This is a genomic window from Mucilaginibacter sp. P4_D1 (assembly GCF_056401935.1).
The window spans coordinates 46524-69376 of record NZ_JBFUIJ010000023.1 but is presented as its reverse complement, the minus strand read 5'-3'; the positions used below and the strand labels follow the sequence as shown (position 1 = coordinate 69376).

Below are 22853 nucleotides of genomic sequence, written 5' to 3'. Positions count from 1 at the left end.
GACAATCGGAGTAAAAATTGAAACATGGCCGCTTATTATATAACATTTGTACTACCTTAGTGTGTTGACTTTAAAAAGTTTATCTGTTGTTTTTGGGCCTTCAATAATGATCTCCACTCGCGTAAAATATTATTTCTTCCTAGCGGTTATATTGATTTTCGGATGTGCAAATGCTTTTGGGCAAAGTAGCCAATACCGGTTTTCGCACCTTGATATTAGCGACGGACTTTCACATAACCAGGTTAATTGCATATTTAAAGATTCAGAAGGCTTTATGTGGTTTGGCACTGCATCGGGCCTTGATCGGTATGACGGTTATACTTTTAAAGTATTTAAGCACGATGGCAATAATAAGAATTCCGTTAGCGACGATTATATAAACAAAATTTTTGAAGGACCTGATAAAAAACTATGGATATTAACCCGTAGTGGGTATTGTTTTTATGATCCGGAAACGGAACAGTTTAATAGGGATATGCCCTCGTTGCTCCGCTCTTTAAAACTTCCTGCTTATCCGTACGTCTCTAAGATAGTGCGGTCTGGCTCAGCGGACTTTTGGTTTTTGATACCCGATTCTGGGATTTACAGGTATAATGCCATAAGCAAGCAGACTAAGCACTATAATCATCATGTTAATTCCATCCCATCATTATACTCAGGGTCCATTACTGACATTACCACTGATGCTAAAGACAACATATGGATAGTATACAGTAAGCGCGTGGTGGAGATGTTTGATGTTAAGCGTAGTAAAATTAGCTATCACACAGACGTTTTTAGTAAGGCAACAAACAATAAAGACGGGTATTATTCTTTAACCGTAGATCGGGATAATGATTTGTGGTTTTATACATTATATGCGGAATCGGGTATATTTTACTACAGGCCTTCAACGGGGGCTTTGCGGCATATTGATAAGGAATCGGCCGGAGCAAAGTTAAACGCGAAGGTAATTAATAATATTATTCAGACCGATGATGGCTTGATATGGATTGCAACTGACCATGGCGGTATAAACATACTTGATAAAAAAACTTTCAAAATTGCTTACCTGCTAAACCGGGAAGATGATCCCAAATCATTAAAGCAAAACAGCGTGGCACTCTATAAGGATAATTTAGGTATTATATGGGCCGGCACTTTTAAAAAAGGAGTAAGTTATTATCATAAGAATATTATTAGGTTCCCACTCTACAGGCATTTTGCCTCAGATCCTGGTAGTTTGAGTTTTAACGATGTTTACAAATTCATAGAAGATGAGCGTGGAAACCTGTGGATTGGCACCAATGGGGGCGGCTTGATTTATTTTAACCGCAATACAGGCAGGTTTACGCAATATAAACACGATCCCGGAAATGCAAATAGCCTGAGCAATGATATTATTCTTGACTTATATGTAGATCATGATCAAAAATTATGGATAGGTACCTATTTTGGCGGTCTTGACAGTTTTGACGGAACCACATTTACCCATCACAAACATGATGATAATATAGCCACCAGTGTTGCCGACGACAGAATATGGACCATCCTGGAAGACTCCTCGCACCGTTTGTGGGTAGGGACGTTTGCAGGTGGTCTTGAAATTTTCGACCGCACGAAAAAAACCTTTTATCATCCTTTTAAACAAAGCGACATCAGATCGCCGATGGTAACAGCAATGTTTGAGGATAAGCGTGGCAATATATGGATTGGAGGATATTGGGGTGTAGATGTAATATTAAAAAATGGAAAAGGAGTTACTCATTATATCTCAAATAGTAGCGACGTAAATAATTTAGTTGACAACACGATAAACAGTATTAACGAGGATAGCCGTGGCCTGATTTGGATAGCGACAGCAGGCGGCTTGAGTGTTTTTAATCCTAAGACAAATATTTTTACCTCGTTAACAAAAAAAAATGGGCTCCCGGCAAATTCAATATCGAAAACACTGGAAGATAATAACAGAACTGTGTGGGTAAGCACATCAAACGGGTTGAGCCATATCACCTTAACCCCAAAAGGTAATGGGTTTAATTTTCATTTCGCAAACTTCGACGAAACAGATGGCTTGCAGGGCCGCGAATTTAATATGAATTCCGCTTTAAAAACACGCAGGGGGGAGTTGATATTTGGCGGTGTTGATGGCTTTAATATTTTTGATCCTGCAAACTTAGAATTCAATACCAATAAGCCGCAATTAATATTTACCGATTTTCAGTTATTCAATAAAAGTGTATCAGCCAACGAGGCTATAAATAATCATGTGGTACTCTCTAAAGCTATGTCGTTAACAAACAGTATCATACTTAATCATAACGAAAACGTCTTCTCAATAGAGTTTGCTGCTCTTGATTTTTTTAATCCCGGCAAAATAAAATATCAGTATACGCTGGAGGGTTTCGACAAAGGGTGGGTAAACGCGGATAATAGAACACGAAAAGCAAATTATACTAACCTGGATGGGGGGAATTATGTATTTAGGGTACGGGCATCCAATTCGGAGGGCGTGTGGAATCCGAATTACATTTCGTTAAGGATAAAAGTACTGCCACCATTCTGGAAATCAACTTTGGCTTATGTTATTTACCTTGTAGTGTGCCTGGGTATACTTTTGCTTATCCGGCAAAGAGGAATCCGAAAAATTAAAAGACAATTCGAGGCTGAAAAAGAGAAGCAGGAAGCAAAATTAATAATTGAACAGGAGCGCCAGGAGGTTAAACGGATGCAGGAGCTTGACCAGCTGAAAACTAAGTTTTTAACCAATGTTAGTCACGAGTTCAGGACGCCGCTGTCATTAATCATGGCGCCGGTTGATAAAATGCTTACCCGTGCTGACCAGGAACAAAAGCAACAGCTGAGTATGATAAGAAAAAATGCCAGGCGGCTATTAAACCTGGTAAATCAGCTGCTCGATTTTCGTAAGATGGAAGTCCAGGAGTTGAAACTGCACAGTAAGCCGGGCGATATAGTAAAGTTCATCAGCGAAATAAGCATGTCATTCACAGATATTGCTGAAGAAAAAGATATTGCTTTTGTATTTGACACTACGGTTGATTTGTTGTTTACCAGCTTTGATCATGATAAGATAGAAAGGATACTGTTCAACCTGATATCAAATGCCTTCAAATTTACGCAGGCCGGCGGCCAGGTAAGTGTTTTACTTAATATGGATAAGCAGAGCGATAGTGATGCTGTTCTTGAAATAAAAGTGATAGACACAGGTATTGGCATTCCGGTAGAAAAGCAGAATAAAATTTTCGAACGGTTTTTTCAGCACGATATTCCCGAGTCGATGATTAACCAGGGCAGCGGCATCGGCCTTGCTATAACACGGGAGTTTGTAAAGATGCATGGAGGAGAAATAACAGTAGAAAGTGAGCCGGATCACGGCAGCTGTTTTATTATTAAACTGCCGCTGATTATTTATGACGGCACGGCGATTGAACTACCGGTTGAAGATGAAGTTGATAGTGAAAGCCCGAACGACGTCATTAATTCTGAAAGTAAAGTTGTATCCAAACAGCAGCGTACAAATAAGATGCCTGTGGTCCTTTTGGTTGAGGATAATGATGATTTTCGTTTTTATCTGAAAGATAATTTAAAGGATATATTTTTTTTAATCGAAGCTTCAAACGGAAGGGAAGGCTGGCAAAAAGCGCTTTCGCAACATCCGGACATTATTGTTAGTGACATCAGTATGCCCGAGATGACCGGCATTGAATTGTGCAAAAAACTAAAAAATGATAAGCGCACGTCGCATATTCCCGTTGTTTTGTTAACCGCATTGACCGGCGAGGCAGAACAGGTAAAAGGACTGGAAATTGGCGCGAATGATTACATGACAAAACCATTTAATTTCGAAATACTGCTCTCCAAAATCAAAAACATCCTTACGCTGCGGGATACCTATAAACGTACCTACAAAAAACAAATGGATGTGCAATTACAGGAAATACGTTTGCCAAATGAAGATGAGAAACTGTTAAGGGGTATAGTTGAGTATATAGAACTCAATATTTTAAATGATAACCTTTCGGTAGAAGAATTAAGTCGCAAAATGAACATGAGCCGTGGATCGCTTTATAACAAGGTATTAATGCTTACCGGCAAATCGCCTGTCGAGTTTATTCGTTCTATAAGGCTTAAAAAAGCGGTGTATCTGCTTGAAAACAGCCAGATGACCATTAGCCAGATTTGCTATGAGGTAGGATTTAACACCCCCAAATATTTCACAAAGCTATTCAAAGAGGAGTATAACATGCTTCCCTCATCCTATATCAGTTCTATTCGCCAGAAGAAACTATCCGAAGCTGAAGAACAATAGCTTTCACATCACAGGGTAAACACATCTAATTGGGTTAACATAACTTAACACATTTCAGATATTTTTTTTGTAAGTATTTTATAATCAATATTTTATATTTAAACATGGTTAACACTAAACTGATCGCAAAATTTAGTTGTACCATAATACTTGTGCCTGTTGTTAGCCAACACAAGTCCCGTTGGTGCCTGGATCATGTAACCAGGACCAGCCAATAGAAACAAGGTATTGTTTGATGCTTATACTTTCCCGACGCTATAAGCTTACTCCGTTAGCTATTATTAAATAACACTTATCGCCGTTAACTATTTAGATGCGTTTGCCCCGTTTCACATCGTTGTAACGCCGTTATCCATTTCGTGTTTGGCTCCAATTAGCTAATAGTCCACAAAGTCCTCCAGGGATTCCTTGGCCCCGAATTATTATATAAGTTTTTTATAACGATACAAGGTGTAATGATCATGTTTTTTATTTGTAATTTATTTATTTACAATGAGTTATGTTTTTTTGAACATTTGGTCTATATTTTTGCTCAACTCTGCCACGTCCCCTTTTTTAAGTTATCATAGTTTCATCCCCCGGAACAAAGGTTTAAGGTAATGTCTGTAAAGAAGTTGCTTTTGTACGATGTACCACCAATTACCAATAGGACCAACAGTTAATTTTTTTTGAATTAATAAGCATGTCTCTGGCTGCACCTGAAGTTTTTACCGATTGTTTAGGCAGTCGTTTCATGTGAAGAACCTATCAGGTAGATAGTTTCAGGTGCCTTTTTGGATGTGTTTTAACCAAAAAGTTGTGATAACTAAGATAATTATGAATGAAAGAAAAACCAATTAAGTACTAACCAAAACAACAATGAACCAATTATCAAACCTTAAAATCCTGTTACCAGATGGATAAAAATTTACAAAGAAGAGTGAAATACCAGTTTTCATTAATTATCGCGGGCATATTTCTTTATTTTTCAGCCCATGCACAAACCGTCAATATCACCGGAAAAATAACAAGCGCAGACGACGGCCAGCCAATACCGGGAGTAAGCATTAAAGTTAAAGGCACAGGCCTCGGCACCATATCCAGCGTTGATGGTAGCTATAATATAGCTGCCGAACCGGGCAAAGTGCTTGTTTTTAATTTTTTAGGCTACGCGAAACGGGAGATAACTGTTAAACAAGCCGGAGAAATTAACGTCAGGCTTAATTCAACATCCAGTAATTTAAACGAAGTAGTCGTTATTGGTTATGGTAAATCGCGAAGGCCTGATGTAACGGGCTCTATCAGTTCAATATCAGGTACCGAATTGCGCCAAACACAACCCACTACTTTTGATCAGGCTCTGCAAGGGAAAGTTGCAGGTGTAGTAGTGCAACAGATATCAGGCCAGCCGGGTGGTGGCGTATCTATTCAAATACGTGGCGTATCGTCAATATCAGGGGCTAATGCGCCATTGGTGGTTATAGATGGTGTTATTATTCCTCCGGCTACCGACCCGGGTCACGGTTCCAACCCCTTAAGTGGTATCAATCCTAACGACATCGAATCGCTCGATGTGTTGAAAGATGCTTCCGCAACGGCCATATATGGTTCGCAGGCTACCAATGGTGTAATTGTTATTACCACAAAAAGAGGCAAAGCAGGGCGCCCAACAGTAAATTACGATTTTTATACCGGTTACCAGGAGATTCGTAACCGGCTCCCTACCGTAGACTTACAACAGTTAGCAACATTTTTGAATGCCCGCGCACAAGTTTGGGGCTACGGTACAAGGCCGGAATTAGCTAACCCGCAATATTTAGGTAAGGGTACAGATTGGCAAAGTGAGTTATTCCGTAAAGCACCGATGACAAGTCATACACTTTCTGTAAGCGGTGGTGATGAAAAAACCCAATATTATATATCGGGGTCTTATTTCAACCAGCAAGGTATAGCGCTTGGGTCCGCTTTCAAAAGATACTCGGTACGTTTGAACCTGGACACTAAAACCACTAAATGGTTAAAACTGGGAACCAGCCTTCAGTTTTTTCGTGTTTATGAAAACACAGTTGCCACTGACGGCGGTGTAATTGGCCAGGCGTTAAGCATGACACCCGATGTTGCAGTAAAAAACGCCGACGGTTCCTATGGTGGTGTTACCACGTCGGATGGTTGGGTACCACCTGTTGCAAACCCCGTAGGCTTAGCCTCGCTTCTAAAAAACGAATCTGCAAGATATGAGGCTTATACCAACGCTTATGCAGAAATACAGTTTACTACGGATCTGTCATTCCGCACAGAAGTATCTGGTAACTTCACATTTGGTTCCCACAATACTTTTAACCCGGTTTTTCTATTTGGAACAGCAACTAACAATGTCTCCAACCCCGTCAACAGTGCCGGCTCGGATATGAATCACGACTACGCCACCACATGGCGCCAATATTTAACTTTCAACCATAATTTCAAGAAATCTAAATTCAGTATTTTAGGAGGGCACGAAGCAAATACAGATTATTATGAAAATATAAGCGCCGGGCGTAAAAATTTTGTTTCAAATAATGTGCAGGCCATCAGTGCCGGTGATCCTACTGTAGTAACAAATGGTGGCGATCATGGTCCCGGTAGCGCATCTGAATCTTATTTCGGCCGGGTTAATTTTTCATGGGATGATAAATATCTGATCACCGGTAACCTGCGCAACGATGGTTCTTCAAACTTTCCGGTTAACCATAATTGGGCTGTTACCTATTCAGGAGCATTTGCCTGGAAAATTAATAACGAGGCATTTTTAAAAAGTGTAAAATCTATAGATGAATTGAAACTGCGACTTGGTTATGGGCTTACCAACAACCAGGGTATCCCGGGCAATACTTATGCAACCCAACTTACAACAGTTCCAACCGGTTTATCAGGTGTTTCGCAGTTTCAAAGCAATTTGCCAAATCCAGATGTAACCTGGGAAAAAACAAATTATTATAATGCCGGACTTGACGCAACGTTTTTTAACGGCCGCATAAACTTGTCGTTCGATGCTTACGACCGCGAAACAAAAGGGCTTTTATTAAAAGTTCCTCTTCCTGAATTTAGCGGTACTACCACCAATTGGTCGCCGGGGGCCATGGCTGCACCTTATGTAAACGTTGGTTCTATTCGCAATAGAGGATTTGATTTCCGTATTAGCACTACTAATACCAACATCAGAAACTTTTCATGGAAAACTGACTTTACCTTTTCACGAAATGTGAACACAGTACTCAGTTTAGGCTCTGGCGGAAGTGATGCAAGCTTAACTACCTCTGTTCAAAAAACCGTAGTGGGGCAACCAATCGGCGAATTTTACGGCTACATATATGATGGCATATTTGCAAAGCCAAGTGATTTTCAAAACCATGCACGGAGTGCTGATCAAAGCGGAAAACCTTACCCAATTACTCCTGCTTATGGCGGTATCTGGTACGGCGACCGTATGTTTAAAGACTTGAATGGTGATGGTATTATCGATACAAAAGACCAAACTTTCCTGGGCTCGCCTCTCCCTAAATTCCAATATGGGTTCAACAACTCATTTACTTACAAAAATTTCGGCCTGAATATCTTCTTCAGTGGTAGTTATGGCAACAAAGTTTATAACCAATTGGCTGTATCACAAACCAGTTCACAAAATAACACGTCCTATTTTGTACAGGTGTTAGATTACGCCAAATATGCGATGGTAGATCCCAAAGGTTCATCATCTGATATCAACAACGTATATATTTCAAACCCGAATACATCGGTTGTGGGTTTAAGACAGGATAACGTCACCAACTTTAATAACCGCCCTTCTAATTTGTGGATCGAGGATGCTTCATTCCTGCGTTGTAAAAATATCAGGTTAGATTACAGTTTTCCAGAAAGCATGTTGTCCAGAATCTTCTTGCATTCGGTACGTGTATATGCTAACGTATCCAACGTATTTGTAATCACAAAATATCAAGGGATGGATCCTGAAATTGGTACATGGAATCCCCTTCAGGGTGGTATAGATGGCGGTAACTATCCGCTGCCACGCGTATTTACGATTGGTGCAAGCCTAACCTTTAACAAATAAAATGATTACCAATTTTAAAAAGATATTTTATGAAACCAATTAATAAAATTGTACTTTTTTTGCTACTCGGAGCTGCAATTGCCGGATGTAAAAAGGAATTCCTGAACCGTCCATCCAACTCTCAAATCAGCTCTACTAATTTTTACAAAACCCCCAATGATTTAAGGTTGGCCACTGCCAGTCTGTACGGTGGCGCGCCCTGGGGGCAATGGCATTATAATGCATTGCTGCAATTGGGCGATATATTGAGCGGAACCGGTCATGTAGGCTATAACGACGATATGGGCCAGCTTTTTAGTCGCACAATTACGGCGAATAATGGCATTTTAAATGAGGGTTGGACAGGTTTGTATATCGTAATCGGTCAATGCAATAATGTTATTAATGCCATACAGCAAACAGCGTCGGCATCTATCCCGCAGGCAACCAGGAATGCTGCTATTGCCGAAGCTAAGTTCATCCGTGCGGTAGCTTATTACCACCTTGCTGTTTATTGGGGAGCTGTGCCCATTATCGAGGACAATTCCAAATTGATAAACAACCCAATGCTTAATCGTAATACTGTTGGTGATGTATTTAAATTTGTCACCATCGATTTAACTTATGCCGCACGATACCTTCCTTTAAAAGATGACAAAGGCAGGCTAACCACCTGGTCGGCGCAAGGAATGCTGGCCAAAGCTTATTTAACAATGGCAGGTGTGGGCAGCAAACAGGAAGGGCAACGCAACCAGGCGTTGTTGGACAGTGCAAAAAAATACGCAGGCAATGTATGTAAAAACAGCGGATTAACGCTTCTTGGGCAGGATGACCCGAACCACCTCGGCTATTATAATCTTTTCAKGTCGCAATACAACGATAACCCCGAAGCATTGTTTGCTTTTCAGTGGTCGCCAGATCAAACGAGTTGGGAAACTGGTAACATGTATTTAACCTTTTCACCAAGCAATGCTATAAATCCTCAAAAAAACGGTGCCTGGTTTGGCTTAGCTCCAACCTGGGATCTGTATAAGATGTACTCGGCTGATGATACAATAAGGCGCAAAGCCACTATAATGCTCAACGGAGATTTTTATCCCGAATTGAATGCTGCAGGTGGTGGTTTTAAATCAACAGGCGTTGGCTTGAAAAAACACATTATTGGCAACGAAGTGGATAACAACGCCCCAACAATGACTTATACGTCATCCATTGAGCATGACGCAGTACTCAGGTTGGCTGATGTGTATTTAGTGTATGCCGAAGCTATTTTGGGTAACAACGGTATTACGGTAGACATGGATGCCTTAACCTATTTTAATAAGGTGCGGACAAGGGCTGGCGTAACCCCTGTGAATAAGTTGGACGGCACTACAATACTTAAAGAGCGAAGAGTTGAACTTGCTTTTGAAGGGCAATATTGGATAGACCTGGTTAGGTATTCTTTTTACAGTCCGATGGCAGCTGTGAAGTTGCTTAACGATCAGGATGCCACCCACAGCCGCCAAACGTTTAGTTATGATGCTACAACGCGTAAGGCCACAAGGGATACTACTACTGCTCCATCTACGGTTCCGGCATCCATCAGTTCATTTACATTGCAAATTCCGGCATCCGAATTATCCTCCGATCCCAAATTGGCAGCTCCACCGGTACCATATTATTAATTAAGAAACACTTTAAATAAATTGTTATGAAAAAGAAATCATACCTAAGCTTGTTTTTTTTGCCGCTTTTATTCATGATAGTGGCCTTATCACCAGCTTGTAAAAAGAATGCTGATGGCGGCAGCGGTGCTCCTCCGGTTATCGCAGCTATTAAAAGTTATGTAGCCTCGCCTAATGATACGGTTTTGCATAGCGCTGTGGCCAATGGCCAATGGGTGGTAATAACCGGGCAGAATTTGCAAAATGCAACTCAAATTTATTTTGACGGAGTTCCCGCCTCTTTTAACATTGCTTTATTTGCCCCCGGCAGTGCTGTGGTGAAAATCCCAGCCATACAGTTTTCAATAATTGATACTGCCAAACTATATACAGTAAAGTATGTTACAACGGCGGGTTCAGCAACGTTCGCTTTCAAATTAGGCCCGGCAGCACCTGTATTTACGGCTATATCTAACGTATTTGCCGCCCCGGGAGATTCTGTTCACATTTATGGTGTAAATTTAGTACTGGTTCAACGCTTTGTGTATGGAGGAACTCCAATTACATCGTTTAAATCAAACTCCGACGGCACTTCCCTCGACTTTATTATGCCGGCAACAACGCCTACCGATCAGTTATTAATAGTAGCCAAGGCTGGTACTATTAATTTAAAAATAGTTGCCACGCCAACCATTACCGGCATTTCAAACGAAAATGCCAGCCAGGGCGATTCGGTATTTGTTTATGGTACATATCTTAAAAACATCCAGTCACTATCATTTGCAGGTACCCCAATTACTTCTTTTAAAGAAACAAGTGATGGAAGTTCTGTTCGTTTTGTTTTGCCTGCACTAAGCAAAAGCGGGCCGGCAGCTGTAACTACAAAGTTTGGTAACACTGCTACCGTGTACAATGTAAACGATGTTGCAACCGGCAGAATATCAGATTGGGAATGGGGCGGAAATTTTAACTGGCAATGGTGGGGCGGTTCCTATTATACAAGTGGCAGCTCTGATTTTCCTGGCAATTCAAGTCAATACATGGTGCTGAAAACTGGTGTTTTGGCTGCGGGCGAAGGAAATACTTACTCCAGTTATGCAATACGTATGAATGGAGCACAGTGGGTACCAACAGCCAATATTAATGATCCCGTTAGCAACTGGGCATTTAAATTTGAAGTTAATGTTTCAAAACCCTGGAATGGTGGTACCATTGATATTCTAAGCGGGATAGATAGCAGCCCTATAGCCAGGTGGGAGCCATGGCAAAAAGACGCTGCTACCACGGCACCTTATTCAACAAAAGGGTGGATAACGGTAACTATTCCTCTTTCATCGTTCCGTAAACCAGATGGTACGCTTGGCGAGGGCAAAGGGGAATCTATAACTAAACTTGCCGATTTGGTAACCTCATCAGGAAATACATCGTGCTTTGTGTACATACACAACTATAGCGCTTCGGCTACAGCCACAGGTTTTTACGGTGCTTTTGACAATTTTAGAGTTGTTAAAATTAAATAAAACAGCTTAGGCCCCACGGTAGCACATTGCTGTGGGGCTTAACTAATTGAAAGATGATTTTTTAATAAAAAACGGATATGAAGATAATGAAAATAGAGACGGCCTATAAGATACTGGGCGTGTTTTTTGCAATTTTAGTGGTGGTTTCCTGTAAAAAATCGGCAACAGGGCCCGCACAGCTAACGCTGTCTAATTTAACAGATGCTATACCGGATGGTGGTGGTAGTGTAGACTTAAAATTTACCAGCAACGCTGCCTGGAGTGTTGATACTGCCGGTTTAGGATGGTTGCATTTAGACAGAGCATCGGGAAATAACGGCGATGTAACCATTAAAATTACTGCAGCAGCAAATTCATCCGGCAGTACCCGGTCAACGGTGTTAAATGTAACTTCGGTTAATGGTCAAATGAGGCGAATTACCATAACGCAGGATGCCCAAATTTATCCATCATATAATACATCGGCCAAAGCACCCGATGCAACAGGCATGGGTAGCACCGCTTCGCAGTTGGCTGCAAAAATAACAATGGGATGGAATATTTATAACACTATGGATGCACCCGGATGGGAAACCGGATGGGGGAACCCGAAAATTACCCAGCAGCTGATTGACCTGGTAAAATCAACAGGTATGAATGGTATAAGGATTCCTTGCACCTGGAGTAACCACATCATAAATGACCAAACTTCACAAATAGACCCACTCTGGCTCGCCCGCGTAAAAGAAGTTGTGCAATATTGCATGAACGACAATATGTATGTGATACTCAATACCCATCACGATAGTTATATTGACTGCACAGTTACAGGTGCTAAACAGGATAGTGTTAATGCCAAGCATAAGGCAATTTGGCAGCAGATAGCTACAGCGATGCGGGATTTTGACGAGCATTTGATACTTGCCAGTACCAATGAACCCAATGCGAACGATATACCGACAACCGTTACCTTAATGCGTTATCATCAATCATTTATTGATGCAGTGCGTGGTACCGGTGGTAAAAATACTTATCGTGCGATAGTTATTCAGTCGCCTTCTACGTCGCTTGATTTGCTTGCTTCTTACCTTGATCCGGCTAATGTGTATAAAACACCGAGACTACCTGCCGACCCAACCCCTAATAAAATGATGGTAGAGTTTCACTATTATAGCCCGCCGCAATTTTGCATATTAGGGGGCTACGGTAGTACCACACCTATGGACGCAAGCTGGGGAAAAGAATTATATTTCTGGGGAAAAGACTTTCATACAACAAACCCGCTCTTCCTGGACCGCAATTGCGTAGCGTCAACAGAAGAAGCTTATATGGATAACGCATTTAAAGCCGTCAAAACAAAATTTGTTGATAAAGGTATCCCGGTAGTTATGGGCGAATTTGACATACAGTATCACGCTCAGAGATTAACCGGATACCCGGCTGATTCGATATTGGCAATAAGATCGGGTTGGCATTACTATGCTTATCTTACCAAGCAAGCCAAAGCACATGGCGTGCTGCCGTTTTTATGGGCGGGCGTATTTCGCCGTCCAAATAATGGTGGTATACCCCAGCCCGCATATATAGGAGACCAGAACGCATTAGATTCGCTAAAAAAAGGCGCAGGGTTTTAAGCATACCAACAATTGATATAAAACCTTTCGTTAAATTCACCTATTGTGGGTGGTAAAAAATTCATCTGAACAGAATACTGTTCAGATGAATTTTTTAGGTAAAGATTAGGAGTAAATGAAAATAAAGTATTCTTTTAAAATATTAATATCTATAATAACGCTCGCGTCTTTTTCTTCATTCAAAAGCGCGAATGTTTACAATAGGAATGCGAGTTTCCCGCGACCTGCCCTCTATCCTTCTTATAACGACTCGCCAAAGGCTCCCGACTCAACAGGGATGAAAAGCAATGCTGTTCAGCTCGCCGCTAAAATTAAGTTAGGGTGGAACATTGGCAATACTTTTGAAGCCCCTGGCGGCGAAACAGGTTGGGGCAGTCCTGTTATTACCGAGGATTATATAAAATTTGTAAAACGGCAGGGGTTTAACGCTATCCGCCTGCCATGCGCCTGGAATTTGACGCATTTAGCTGATAAAGACAAAGCGCGCATAGATATAAAATGGCTTAACAGGGTTAAGGAAGTAATAGGCTATTGTGTGAAAAATGATATGTACGTTTTACTCAACATACATTGGGACGAGGGATGGCTGGAAAACAATTGTACTGCCCTTAAAAAAGTGTCTGTTAATGCCAAGCAAAAAGCGCTTTGGGAGCAAATTGCAACAACTATGCGCGATTTTGATGAACACCTGATGTTTGCCAGCGCCAATGAGCCGAATGCAGATGATGCGGAAAAAACGGCAATATTGGCTAGTTATCATCAAACCTTTGTTAATGCAGTCCGATCCACCGGCGGCAGGAACAGTTACAGGGTGTTGGTAGTTCAGGGCCCTTCAACTGATATCGACAAAACAAACGACCTGATGACTAACCTTCCCCAGGACCAGGTGGCGGCGCGGATGATGGTGGAGGTGCATTATTACTCTCCGTATCAGTTTTGCCTGATGGACGGCAATGCAGACTGGGGCAAAATGTTCTATTATTGGGGAGCAGGACATCATTCTATAATTGAACCCAACCACAATGCCACCTGGGGTGAAGAAAGTGACGTAAATGCCACGTTTAGTAAAATGAAGGCAAAATTCGCAGACCAGGGAATTCCAGTAGTGCTGGGCGAGTACGGAGCCTATAGGCGTAGTAATGGCCAACATATTCCTTTAGATTTGTTAACACATAACGAAGCAGTAGATTATTGGCTAACTTATATCTTTAAACAAGCGAAAGCCAACGGGATGCTGCCATTTTTCTGGGACACGGGTGGTGCTTTGGACAGGCAAAATTATACTGTGAAAGATCAACGTACAATTGTCGCACTTAATGCTGGTGCTAACTAAAATATTAAAGATAGCAGAACCGATGTTTAGCCGAGGCTACAACAGATGAAATATTGTTAATACTAAAAGAAATTTTATTGTAAAATAGCATACGGCAGCTTCTATAGAAAAGCCCGGAATCTTTAGATGAGAAAATTAATAACAACAATTATGTTAGGGATATTAATCCCTTCGGCAGCGTTAAAAGCACAGGAAGCCAATCGGTTTTTCCCCGAAAAAGATTTGGTAACAACGGGTATCTATTATTACCCCGAACATTGGAATGAAGCCCAATGGGAAAGGGATATTAAAAAGATATCAGACATGGGTTTTGAGTTTGTTCACCTGGCTGAATTTGCCTGGTTCAAAATGGAACCCGAAGAAGGACGGTTTGATTTTACCTGGCTTGACAGGGTGGTGGGGCTTTGCACAAAATACCATCTCAAGGTGTTGCTATGCACACCTTCGGCAACCACGCCAACGTGGATGCGGTTAAACTACCCGGAGACTTTTGTTATGGACGGGCATTATATCCGTGCGGAAAATGGTACGCGTGGCCTGGAATCAATGGTCAATCCGAAATTCCGTGGCTTTGTACAAAGAATAGTAGCGGAGATGGCTAAACGATACGGGCAGAACAAAAATGTAATGGGGTGGCAGGTAGATAATGAACCGGGTGCGGTGTCTGATTATAGTCCGTCATCGCAAGACGCATTCAGGGCCTGGCTAAAAAATAAATATAAAACCATTGATGCATTAAATACCGCCTGGGGGGCAGCCTTCTGGAGCCAGTGGTTTAATAGTTTTGACCAGGTAATCATCCCGAATACGAGCCTGGTAGGCTGGTGGGGCAATAATCCTCATGCCTTACTGGATTTTAAAAGATATTCAGCGGACGCCCAGGCAGAATTTCTTGATTTACAGGCTGGAACTTTACGTAATTACATTTCAAAGACGCAATTTGTTACCACCAACTATACTGCCGTTTGCACTGGTTCAGATCCTAACCGTACCACAAAACTGGATTTTGCAGCATATACTGCATATCCAAACGGGGGTACGGATAATATTGGTGAGTCTGGTTTCCGTTTAGGCAATAGCGATGTTGTTCTTTTTGCTTCAGAATATTACAAATCTGTGGGCGGTGTGTCAGGGGTTTTGGAAATTCAGCCGGGGCCCGTTAATTGGGGAAGCTACAATCCCCTGTTGTTACCGGGTACCGTTAGGCTATGGTTGTACCACAGTTTTGCGGCTGGTGGAAAGGTCGCCTGCTCGTACCGCTTTCGTCAAATCTTGTATGGTGCAGAGCAATATCATGCCGGTGTGATAAAAACGGATGGCGTAACACCCTCACAGGGCGGTAAAGACTATATGCAGTTCATGAAAGAAATAACAGAACTGCGGAGGCAATTTGCGCCAGGCTCAAAAATGCCCGCCAAGCTGGCTTCACGGTCAACAGCACTGCTGTGGAATGTGGAAAATTACTGGAGTATTGACAGGCAAAAACAAACGGGGCAGTGGAATACCTGGGATTACCCGGTAAAATTCCTTAAAACTGTAAGGTCATTGGGTGCACCTGTTGATGTAATTCAGGAAACAGCAGATTTGTCAAGGTATAAGGTAGTAATAGTTCCTGCTTATGAAATGGCTGACTCGGCATTGGTAAAAAAATGGAATGATTATGTAGCCAAAGGTGGCCACCTGGTTATTACTTGCCGTACAGGTACCAAAGACCGCAGGGGGCATTTTTGGGAGGGGGAAACCGCAATGCCAATTTCAAACCTGATCGGTGCCCATATAAGCCAAACCGATATGCTTTCATCGTATGGTAAAGGCGATATACTGATGGGTTCCAATCATTATCCATGGCATACCTGGGCGGATTTGCTTGTTCCGGAAGATACTACCGGGGTACTGGCCACCTATAATAATCAGTTCTATAAAGGTAAAGCTGCTGTTGTGAAACATCGGATAGGCAAAGGGTACGTAACCTACATTGGTGTAGAGACCGATGACTCCAAATTAGAAAAGGACTTATTGAGGCAAATTTATAAAGATGCCGGTGCCACAACTGAGGATTACCCACCAGGCGTATTTGTTTATTGGCGCGATGGTTTTTATACGGCATTAAATTACTCATCAGAAAATTACACGGTAAATCTGCCGGATAATGTAAAAGTTTTAATAGGGGAGAAGACACTAAAGCCTGCAGGTGTGCTTGTGTGGACAGAATAGTTTTAATAAGAATTACAAAACAGATGAAAAAAATAATTTGGGTATTGGTGATTTCGCAATTCGCTTTTTTGGCTAATGTGAAAGGCCAAAGAGCAATTAATGTAGATTTAAACAAAACATCGGGTAAGCTTAATACCATGTTTAACGCCTGCGTAGGCGCGGGCCGGGCAAATGAAGGGCTACGTGCCGACTGGCAGCAACAACTGGAATACGTAAGAAAACAATGTGGTTTTAGGTATATCCGCATGCATGGGTTACTCACCGATGATATGGCCGTATATACCGAAGACTCAAAAGGAAAACCTCAGTATAATTATATGTATGTTGATGCGCTGTTTGATTTTCTGCATAAAATTGGGATGAAGCCTTTTGTGGAACTGGGTTTTATGCCTAATGCCCTGGCAAGCGGAAACCAGACAATTTTTTGGTGGCGCGGCAATGTTACCCCGCCAAAAGATTATAACAAATGGCAGGCACTCATTACCAACCTTGTTCAGCATTTTACAGAAAGGTATGGCGCTGAGGAAGTAAAATCCTGGTATTTTGAAGTATGGAATGAGCCTAACTTATCTCCCGGATTCTGGACGGGGACACAAGACGATTATTTTAAATTGTACGATTATTCTGCAAAGGCGGTTAAAAGCGTAAACCCCGAATATAAAGTAGGTGGCCCAGGTACTGCAGGCGCAGCCTGGGTTCCCGAAATGATAAATCATTGCAGCAAAAATAACGTGCCGATTGACTTCGTCAGTACCCATTCATATGGTGTAAAACAAGGCTTTCTGGATGAATATGGCAATTCGGGCACGGTATTAAGTAAAGATTCGCTGGCGGTAAGCGGCGACGTTTTGAATTCCCGTAAACAAATTGCTCAATCAGCTAAACCCGGCCTGGAACTGCATTATACAGAATGGAGTTCATCCTATACTCCGGCCGACCCAGTGCACGATAGTTATCAGGAAGCCGCTTATATTTTGGAAAAATTAAAACAAGTCGGCAACGCGGCCAACTCCATGTCGTACTGGGTTTTTACCGATGTGTTTGAAGAACCCGGCCCGCGGTATACACCTTTTCATGGAGGTTTTGGGCTACTTAACATTCAAGGCGTAAACAAGCCAGCCTTTTATTCCTATAAGTTTATGAATAAACTTGGAGGCACCGAGTTAGCCAATACCGACAAACGTTCATGGGTTTGCAAAAACGACAAAGGAGATATTCAGGTTTTATTGTGGGATTATAGCTATACTTTGCCGGATTCTGTCAATAACCAGGCGTATTATATAAAGGATTTGCCAGCCAAACCTAAAGGCAAAGTAAAAATAAATCTATCGCATGTGCCTGCCGGAAAATATACGATGGAAGTTTATAAAATAGGTTATAGGGTGAACGATGCATATACCAGCTATCTGGATATGGGCAGGCCCGGACAGTTAAACAGGCAGCAGGTTGAAAAGTTAAAAGTAGAAAATGGCTCTCCTGTAACAAAACAGGAAATCGTAATAAAACCCAATGCCGTGTATTCCCGCGAATTTGATATCCGGGAAAATGATGTTATCCTGGTAAACCTGATTAAACGCTAACCGATGAAGATATTGAAACCAAAAATAGCTGTAAGGACATGCTGTGTGCTTTTTTTTATACTGCTGGCAGCAGGAGCGGCAAATGCACAGCAAAGTCTGAATAATAGCAAGCAGGAAGAAAAAATCCGTTCGCTCATCAGCCAGATGACTTTGCAGGAAAAAGTGAGCCTGTTGCATGCCAATTCCAAGTTTTATGTATCAGGAATAAAGAGGTTAGGTATCCCCGAACTGGCCCTGAGCGATGGACCGCATGGCGTACGCGCCGAAATTAACAGGGACGACTGGGCTTATTCGGGGTGGACGACTGATTCGGCAACCTGCTTTCCTCCGGGAACAGCGCTTGCTGCAACCTGGAACCCTAAACTGGCCGCAAAACAGGGGCTGGTATTGGGCGAGGAAGCCCGTTTCCGAAAAAAAGATGTGCTGTTGGGCCCTGGTATCAACATTATCCGTTCGCCACTTGGTGGCCGTAACTTCGAATACATGAGTGAAGATCCTTTTCTTATTTCGAGAATGGCTGTTGCCTATATCAAAGCCCTGCAGTCAAAGGATGTTGCGGTGAGCGTAAAACACTGGGTAGCCAACAACCAGGAAACGCATCGCGATTCTGTTGATGTACAAGTAAGCGAAAGGGCTTTTCGTGAAATTTATTTGCCGGGTTTTAAAGCGGCAGTCACTGAGGGCGGTGCTTACACTGTCATGGCAGCTTACAATAAATTCAGGGGCGACTGGTGTTCGGAAAACGAATATCTCAACAGGCAGGTCCTTCGAAAAGAATTTGGGTTTAAAGGTATTTTAATGACCGATTGGGCCGCGGCACATAGCACGGTAAAGGCCGCCTTAAGCGGGCTCGACCTGGAAATGGGCACCGATATAAAAGATTATAACGAATGGTATTTTGCTAATCCGTTAATAAAAGCTATAGAAGAAGGAAAAGTACCGGTATCGGTAGTGGATGAAAAAGTAGCAAATGTGCTGCGTGTAATGTTCAAAACCAGGATGTTTGATGAAGCTAACCGCGAAAAGGGAAAAATGAATACACCAGAGCATCAAAAGGCGACCTACAATTCTGCTGCGGAAGCCGCGGTGTTACTTCAAAACAAGGGCAATATTCTCCCTGTCAATTTCAATAAAATACAATCGATTGCTATAATTGGTGATAATGCTACCCGGAAACATTGCGGGGCAGGGCTTAGCTCAGAAATAAAAGCGTTATACGAAATAACTCCTTTAGAGGCAATCAAGCAAAAGTTCGGTACCCGCGTAAAAATAAATTTTGCCCAGGGATATGAAAAACAATCTACTTTCAAGGAAGGCAGCAACAGGGGCCAGGGAAATTCAGATCATGTTGATTGGAAATTGATTCAGGAGGCTGTAAAGGTTGCCAGGGAATCGGACGTGGTTATCATTTTTGGAGGGTTAAACCATGATTTTGATACGGAATCTTTTGACAAACAAAATATGGATTTGCCTTATGGGCAGGAAGTTTTGATGCAGGAAGTGGCAAAAGCAAATCCTAATACAACCATGGTAATAATCGCCGGTTCGCCAGTAAAGTTAGCGGGCATTGTTAACCGGGTACCTGCTATTTTATGGTCGTGGTATGGTGGTATGGAGGGAGGCAATGCGGTGACAGATATATTAAGCGGCAAGGTGAATCCATCCGGCAAATTACCTTTTACATTACCGGTAACACTTGATCAGTCGCCGGCCCATGCATTGGGCAATTTTCCCGGAAAAGATTTGAAGGTAAATTACGAGGAGGATATTTTGGTGGGATATCGCTGGTTTGATACCAAGAAAATCCAGCCCCAGTTTCCTTTTGGATACGGGCTTTCTTATACCGGTTTTGCACTCAGTAATTTTTCGACGGACAAGAAGATCTATGAAAAGAATGATATCATCCATGCAAAATTAGCGGTTAAAAACACAGGTAGCCGTTACGGTGCCGAGGTTGTGCAATTGTATGTAAGCGATCCTGCCAGTTCTGTTTTGCGTCCCGAAAAAGAATTAAAGGCTTTCGAAAAAGTTTTTCTGCAGCCAGGCGAAATGAAAGCAGTTGAGCTTGATGTAAAGGTTAGCGATTTGGCCTTTTATGACGAAACAAAAAAAGCATGGAAAGTTGAAGCCGGCGAATTTGTTCTTCAATTAGGTAATTCATCACGCAATGTTTTAAAAACAGTAAAAATATCCGTTAAATAAACATCAATCTGGCTACCGTCATAACTCAGAAACAACTTTCAATTAATAAACAAATGTCGGTTTTGTATAAAAGAAAGTCCCTTTAAATCAAACATTAGGGGCATCCTTTAAGCTAAATTTGACCCACCAATTATCAATTCCTTATAATGAATTAAGTGGAGAACCAATTACTAACTGCCATGCTTCTTCCTGTCTGGATTTGCTAAGCCCTGCCAAATAAATAACAACGGGATTTATTCAGCAGTTAGGTAATTCATCACGTAATATTTCAAAAAACAGTAAAAATATCAGTTAAATAAATGAAGATACAAATCAAACAGCTTTTGGTAATTTCGACGCTGTTGCTTGCTACCTTGTCGGTTAAAGCTCAGGAATTATACGTGGGCACCAATTATCATCCACATGATGATAAAGACCAGGAAAAAATAAAAAAAGATATTGAGTTGATGAAGGCCGCCGGATTCAAGGCAGTTAGGATGGGGCACCTGGCCTGGGACAGTTATGAACCTTCTGAAGGTAAGTTTGATTTTAAATGGTTTGATTTTGTGATGGACATGATGAATAAAGCCGGGATTAAGGTGATTCTTGATATCGCTATTCGTCCGGCGCCTGTTTGGTTGCACCATAAGTACCGCTCAATTGATGTTACCAGTCCAGCGGGCAATGCGCAATATCCCAACCATCGCTACATGGATGATGTAGGCGATCCGATGTATCAAAAATACGCTGTGCGTTATGCAGATACACTTACAAAACACTATGCTAAACATCCGGCCCTATTAGCTTTTGGCGTTGATAATGAATCTGGTGATGGCCCTATTTCATACTCAGAAACAGTAAGAAAAAGGTTTGTGGTTTGGCTAACGAAGAAGTATGCTACCATAGATAATTTTAACAAAGCATGGGCTACCCAACGCTGGTCAAGAAAGATTAACGATTTTGATGAAGTAGGGCTACCCGTAACCGGTGAAAAAAATGGCTCCCCGGAGAAAATATTGGATTTCAGACGTTTTATATCAGACGAAGTTAACCAGATTTTATTCAAGGTACTCGACAAGGTTAATGCCAATGCACCCAATGCGCTAACTAATACCAATGCCTGGTATTACAGTGCGTTGAAGTATTTTGACTATTCGCAGATTGCTTATTCAGGCAAGATGTCCAGGGGAGGCGCTGGCTTTTATCCGGGGAATTCTTTAACTACCAATTGGGGGGTGATGAATGCCTTGTTCGGAATTTCCCGTATTCAGTTTGAAAGTACAAACCCCTTCTGGTGCAGTGAATTTACTACAATGACAGCCGTTCCCAATTCGATCAGGAAATCTGCCTATGCCACGTTGATGTACGGCAATCAAGTGGTTTGCGGATGGACCTGGCAAAGTATGTGGTCGGGCGAAGAGCAATATTTGGAAGGGATGCTTGATTGGGATGGCGTGCCCAATCGTAAATATGATGAATACAAAAAGATAGCCACCGAGTTTAAAAAGATCGAAAAATACTTTCCCTACAAGCTCAACCCGGAAGTTGGCTTGGCATTCTCCTTTCCAAGTCAGATAGCCAGCAGCTCGTTTCCCGAGGTGCAGGACCAACAGTTACAGAGCTGCTGGAATTTGTTTCATTACCGCAATATGGATTCCCACATTTTGGAGATCAGCAAGAGTTCATTAAAGTATAAATTACTTTTTGTGCCCGGTGTAACTGTGATGGATGAAACCACTGCCAATAAAATAAAGGATTTTGTAAAAAATGGCGGCACTGTTGTGATGACAAGTAATTCTGCCGTGGTTGACGAAACCGGGAAAGTATTTGCATCCACCCATCCGGGCCGTTTAAGCGATGTGTTTGGAATACGGGTAGCCGGTTATGAAGAAACAGAGCCGATGAACGAAGTATCGCGCACATCGTTGAGAGGCAAAAAAATTGAACTAAATTACATAGGGAAAACTATCGGAACAGAATCAAGCCGATATGATGTTATTGAATCCAAAGGTGCCGAAATCCTCGGAAGTATAACCAGCCTGGATAAAGATTACCCGATTATTACTGCTAACAAATACGGCAAAGGCAGGGCAATTTATGTAGGCTTGCCCGCAGGCGGCGAGGTATTAGGCCCATTGCTTGATAAACTGATAGATGAACTGGGTATTAAAAAGGGGCCACAAGTACCCGCGGGCGTTATGGCAAGGCAAATTGATAAGAACCATTTTTTGTACCTGAACGTGACGGGAGAACCAAAAGAAATACCAATGAATGGGAAATCGCAGAGTATTCTTTTTAATAAAAGTTATACCGGCAATTTTACTATTGCCCCGTACGAGCCTGAGTTTATAGAAATAAAATAGATTTTGTTCCTGGTATATTGAATAACCAAAAATGATAATTGAATAT

The 22853-nt window shown here is 41.9% G+C and carries 10 protein-coding genes; all 10 read left to right on the top strand.

Going from position 1 to position 22853, the window contains the following annotated elements; genetic code table 11:
- Positions 1-106 precede the first annotated feature (106 nt).
- The 10 genes from AC1DV1_RS18970 to AC1DV1_RS18925 all read left to right on the top strand — a co-directional run bounded on the left by AC1DV1_RS18970 (position 107) and on the right by AC1DV1_RS18925 (position 22807).
- On the top strand, positions 107-4309 hold the full coding sequence (locus tag AC1DV1_RS18970) for a two-component regulator propeller domain-containing protein (protein ID WP_477362074.1): 4203 nt from the start codon (positions 107-109) through the stop codon (positions 4307-4309).
- Between the two features lie 895 nt (positions 4310-5204).
- Complete coding sequence (locus AC1DV1_RS18965) at positions 5205-8378, top strand: SusC/RagA family TonB-linked outer membrane protein (RefSeq protein ID WP_477362072.1); 3174 nt, start codon at positions 5205-5207, stop codon at positions 8376-8378.
- A gap of 29 nt (positions 8379-8407) precedes the next feature.
- Entirely contained in the window at positions 8408-10024 is a 1617-nt protein-coding gene (locus tag AC1DV1_RS18960; protein WP_477362070.1) for a RagB/SusD family nutrient uptake outer membrane protein, read from the top strand.
- Positions 10025-10050: 26 nt separating this feature from the next.
- The gene (locus AC1DV1_RS18955) at positions 10051-11523 is read left to right on the top strand and encodes a glycan-binding surface protein (RefSeq protein WP_477362068.1); all 1473 of its coding nucleotides are present in this window, start codon (positions 10051-10053) and stop codon (positions 11521-11523) included.
- 77 nt (positions 11524-11600) lie between these two features.
- Positions 11601-13136 (top strand): cellulase family glycosylhydrolase, encoded by a 1536-nt coding sequence (locus AC1DV1_RS18950; protein WP_477362066.1) that lies wholly within the window; start codon positions 11601-11603, stop codon positions 13134-13136.
- Positions 13137-13413: 277 nt separating this feature from the next.
- Entirely contained in the window at positions 13414-14469 is a 1056-nt protein-coding gene (locus tag AC1DV1_RS18945) for a glycoside hydrolase family 5 protein (protein WP_477362064.1), read from the top strand.
- A gap of 150 nt (positions 14470-14619) precedes the next feature.
- Positions 14620-16683, top strand: coding sequence for a beta-galactosidase (locus AC1DV1_RS18940; RefSeq protein WP_477362062.1), 2064 nt, complete (start codon positions 14620-14622; stop codon positions 16681-16683).
- Positions 16684-16706: 23 nt separating this feature from the next.
- Positions 16707-18263, top strand: a complete 1557-nt coding sequence (locus AC1DV1_RS18935) for a GH39 family glycosyl hydrolase (RefSeq protein ID WP_477362060.1) — start codon at positions 16707-16709, stop codon at positions 18261-18263.
- A gap of 3 nt (positions 18264-18266) precedes the next feature.
- On the top strand, positions 18267-20465 hold the full coding sequence (locus AC1DV1_RS18930; RefSeq protein ID WP_477362058.1) for a glycoside hydrolase family 3 C-terminal domain-containing protein: 2199 nt from the start codon (positions 18267-18269) through the stop codon (positions 20463-20465).
- Positions 20466-20764: 299 nt separating this feature from the next.
- Positions 20765-22807 carry a beta-galactosidase gene (locus AC1DV1_RS18925; RefSeq protein WP_477362055.1) on the top strand — a complete coding sequence of 681 codons (2043 nt, stop codon included), beginning with the start codon at positions 20765-20767 and terminating at the stop codon, positions 22805-22807.
- Positions 22808-22853: the final 46 nt, after the last annotated feature.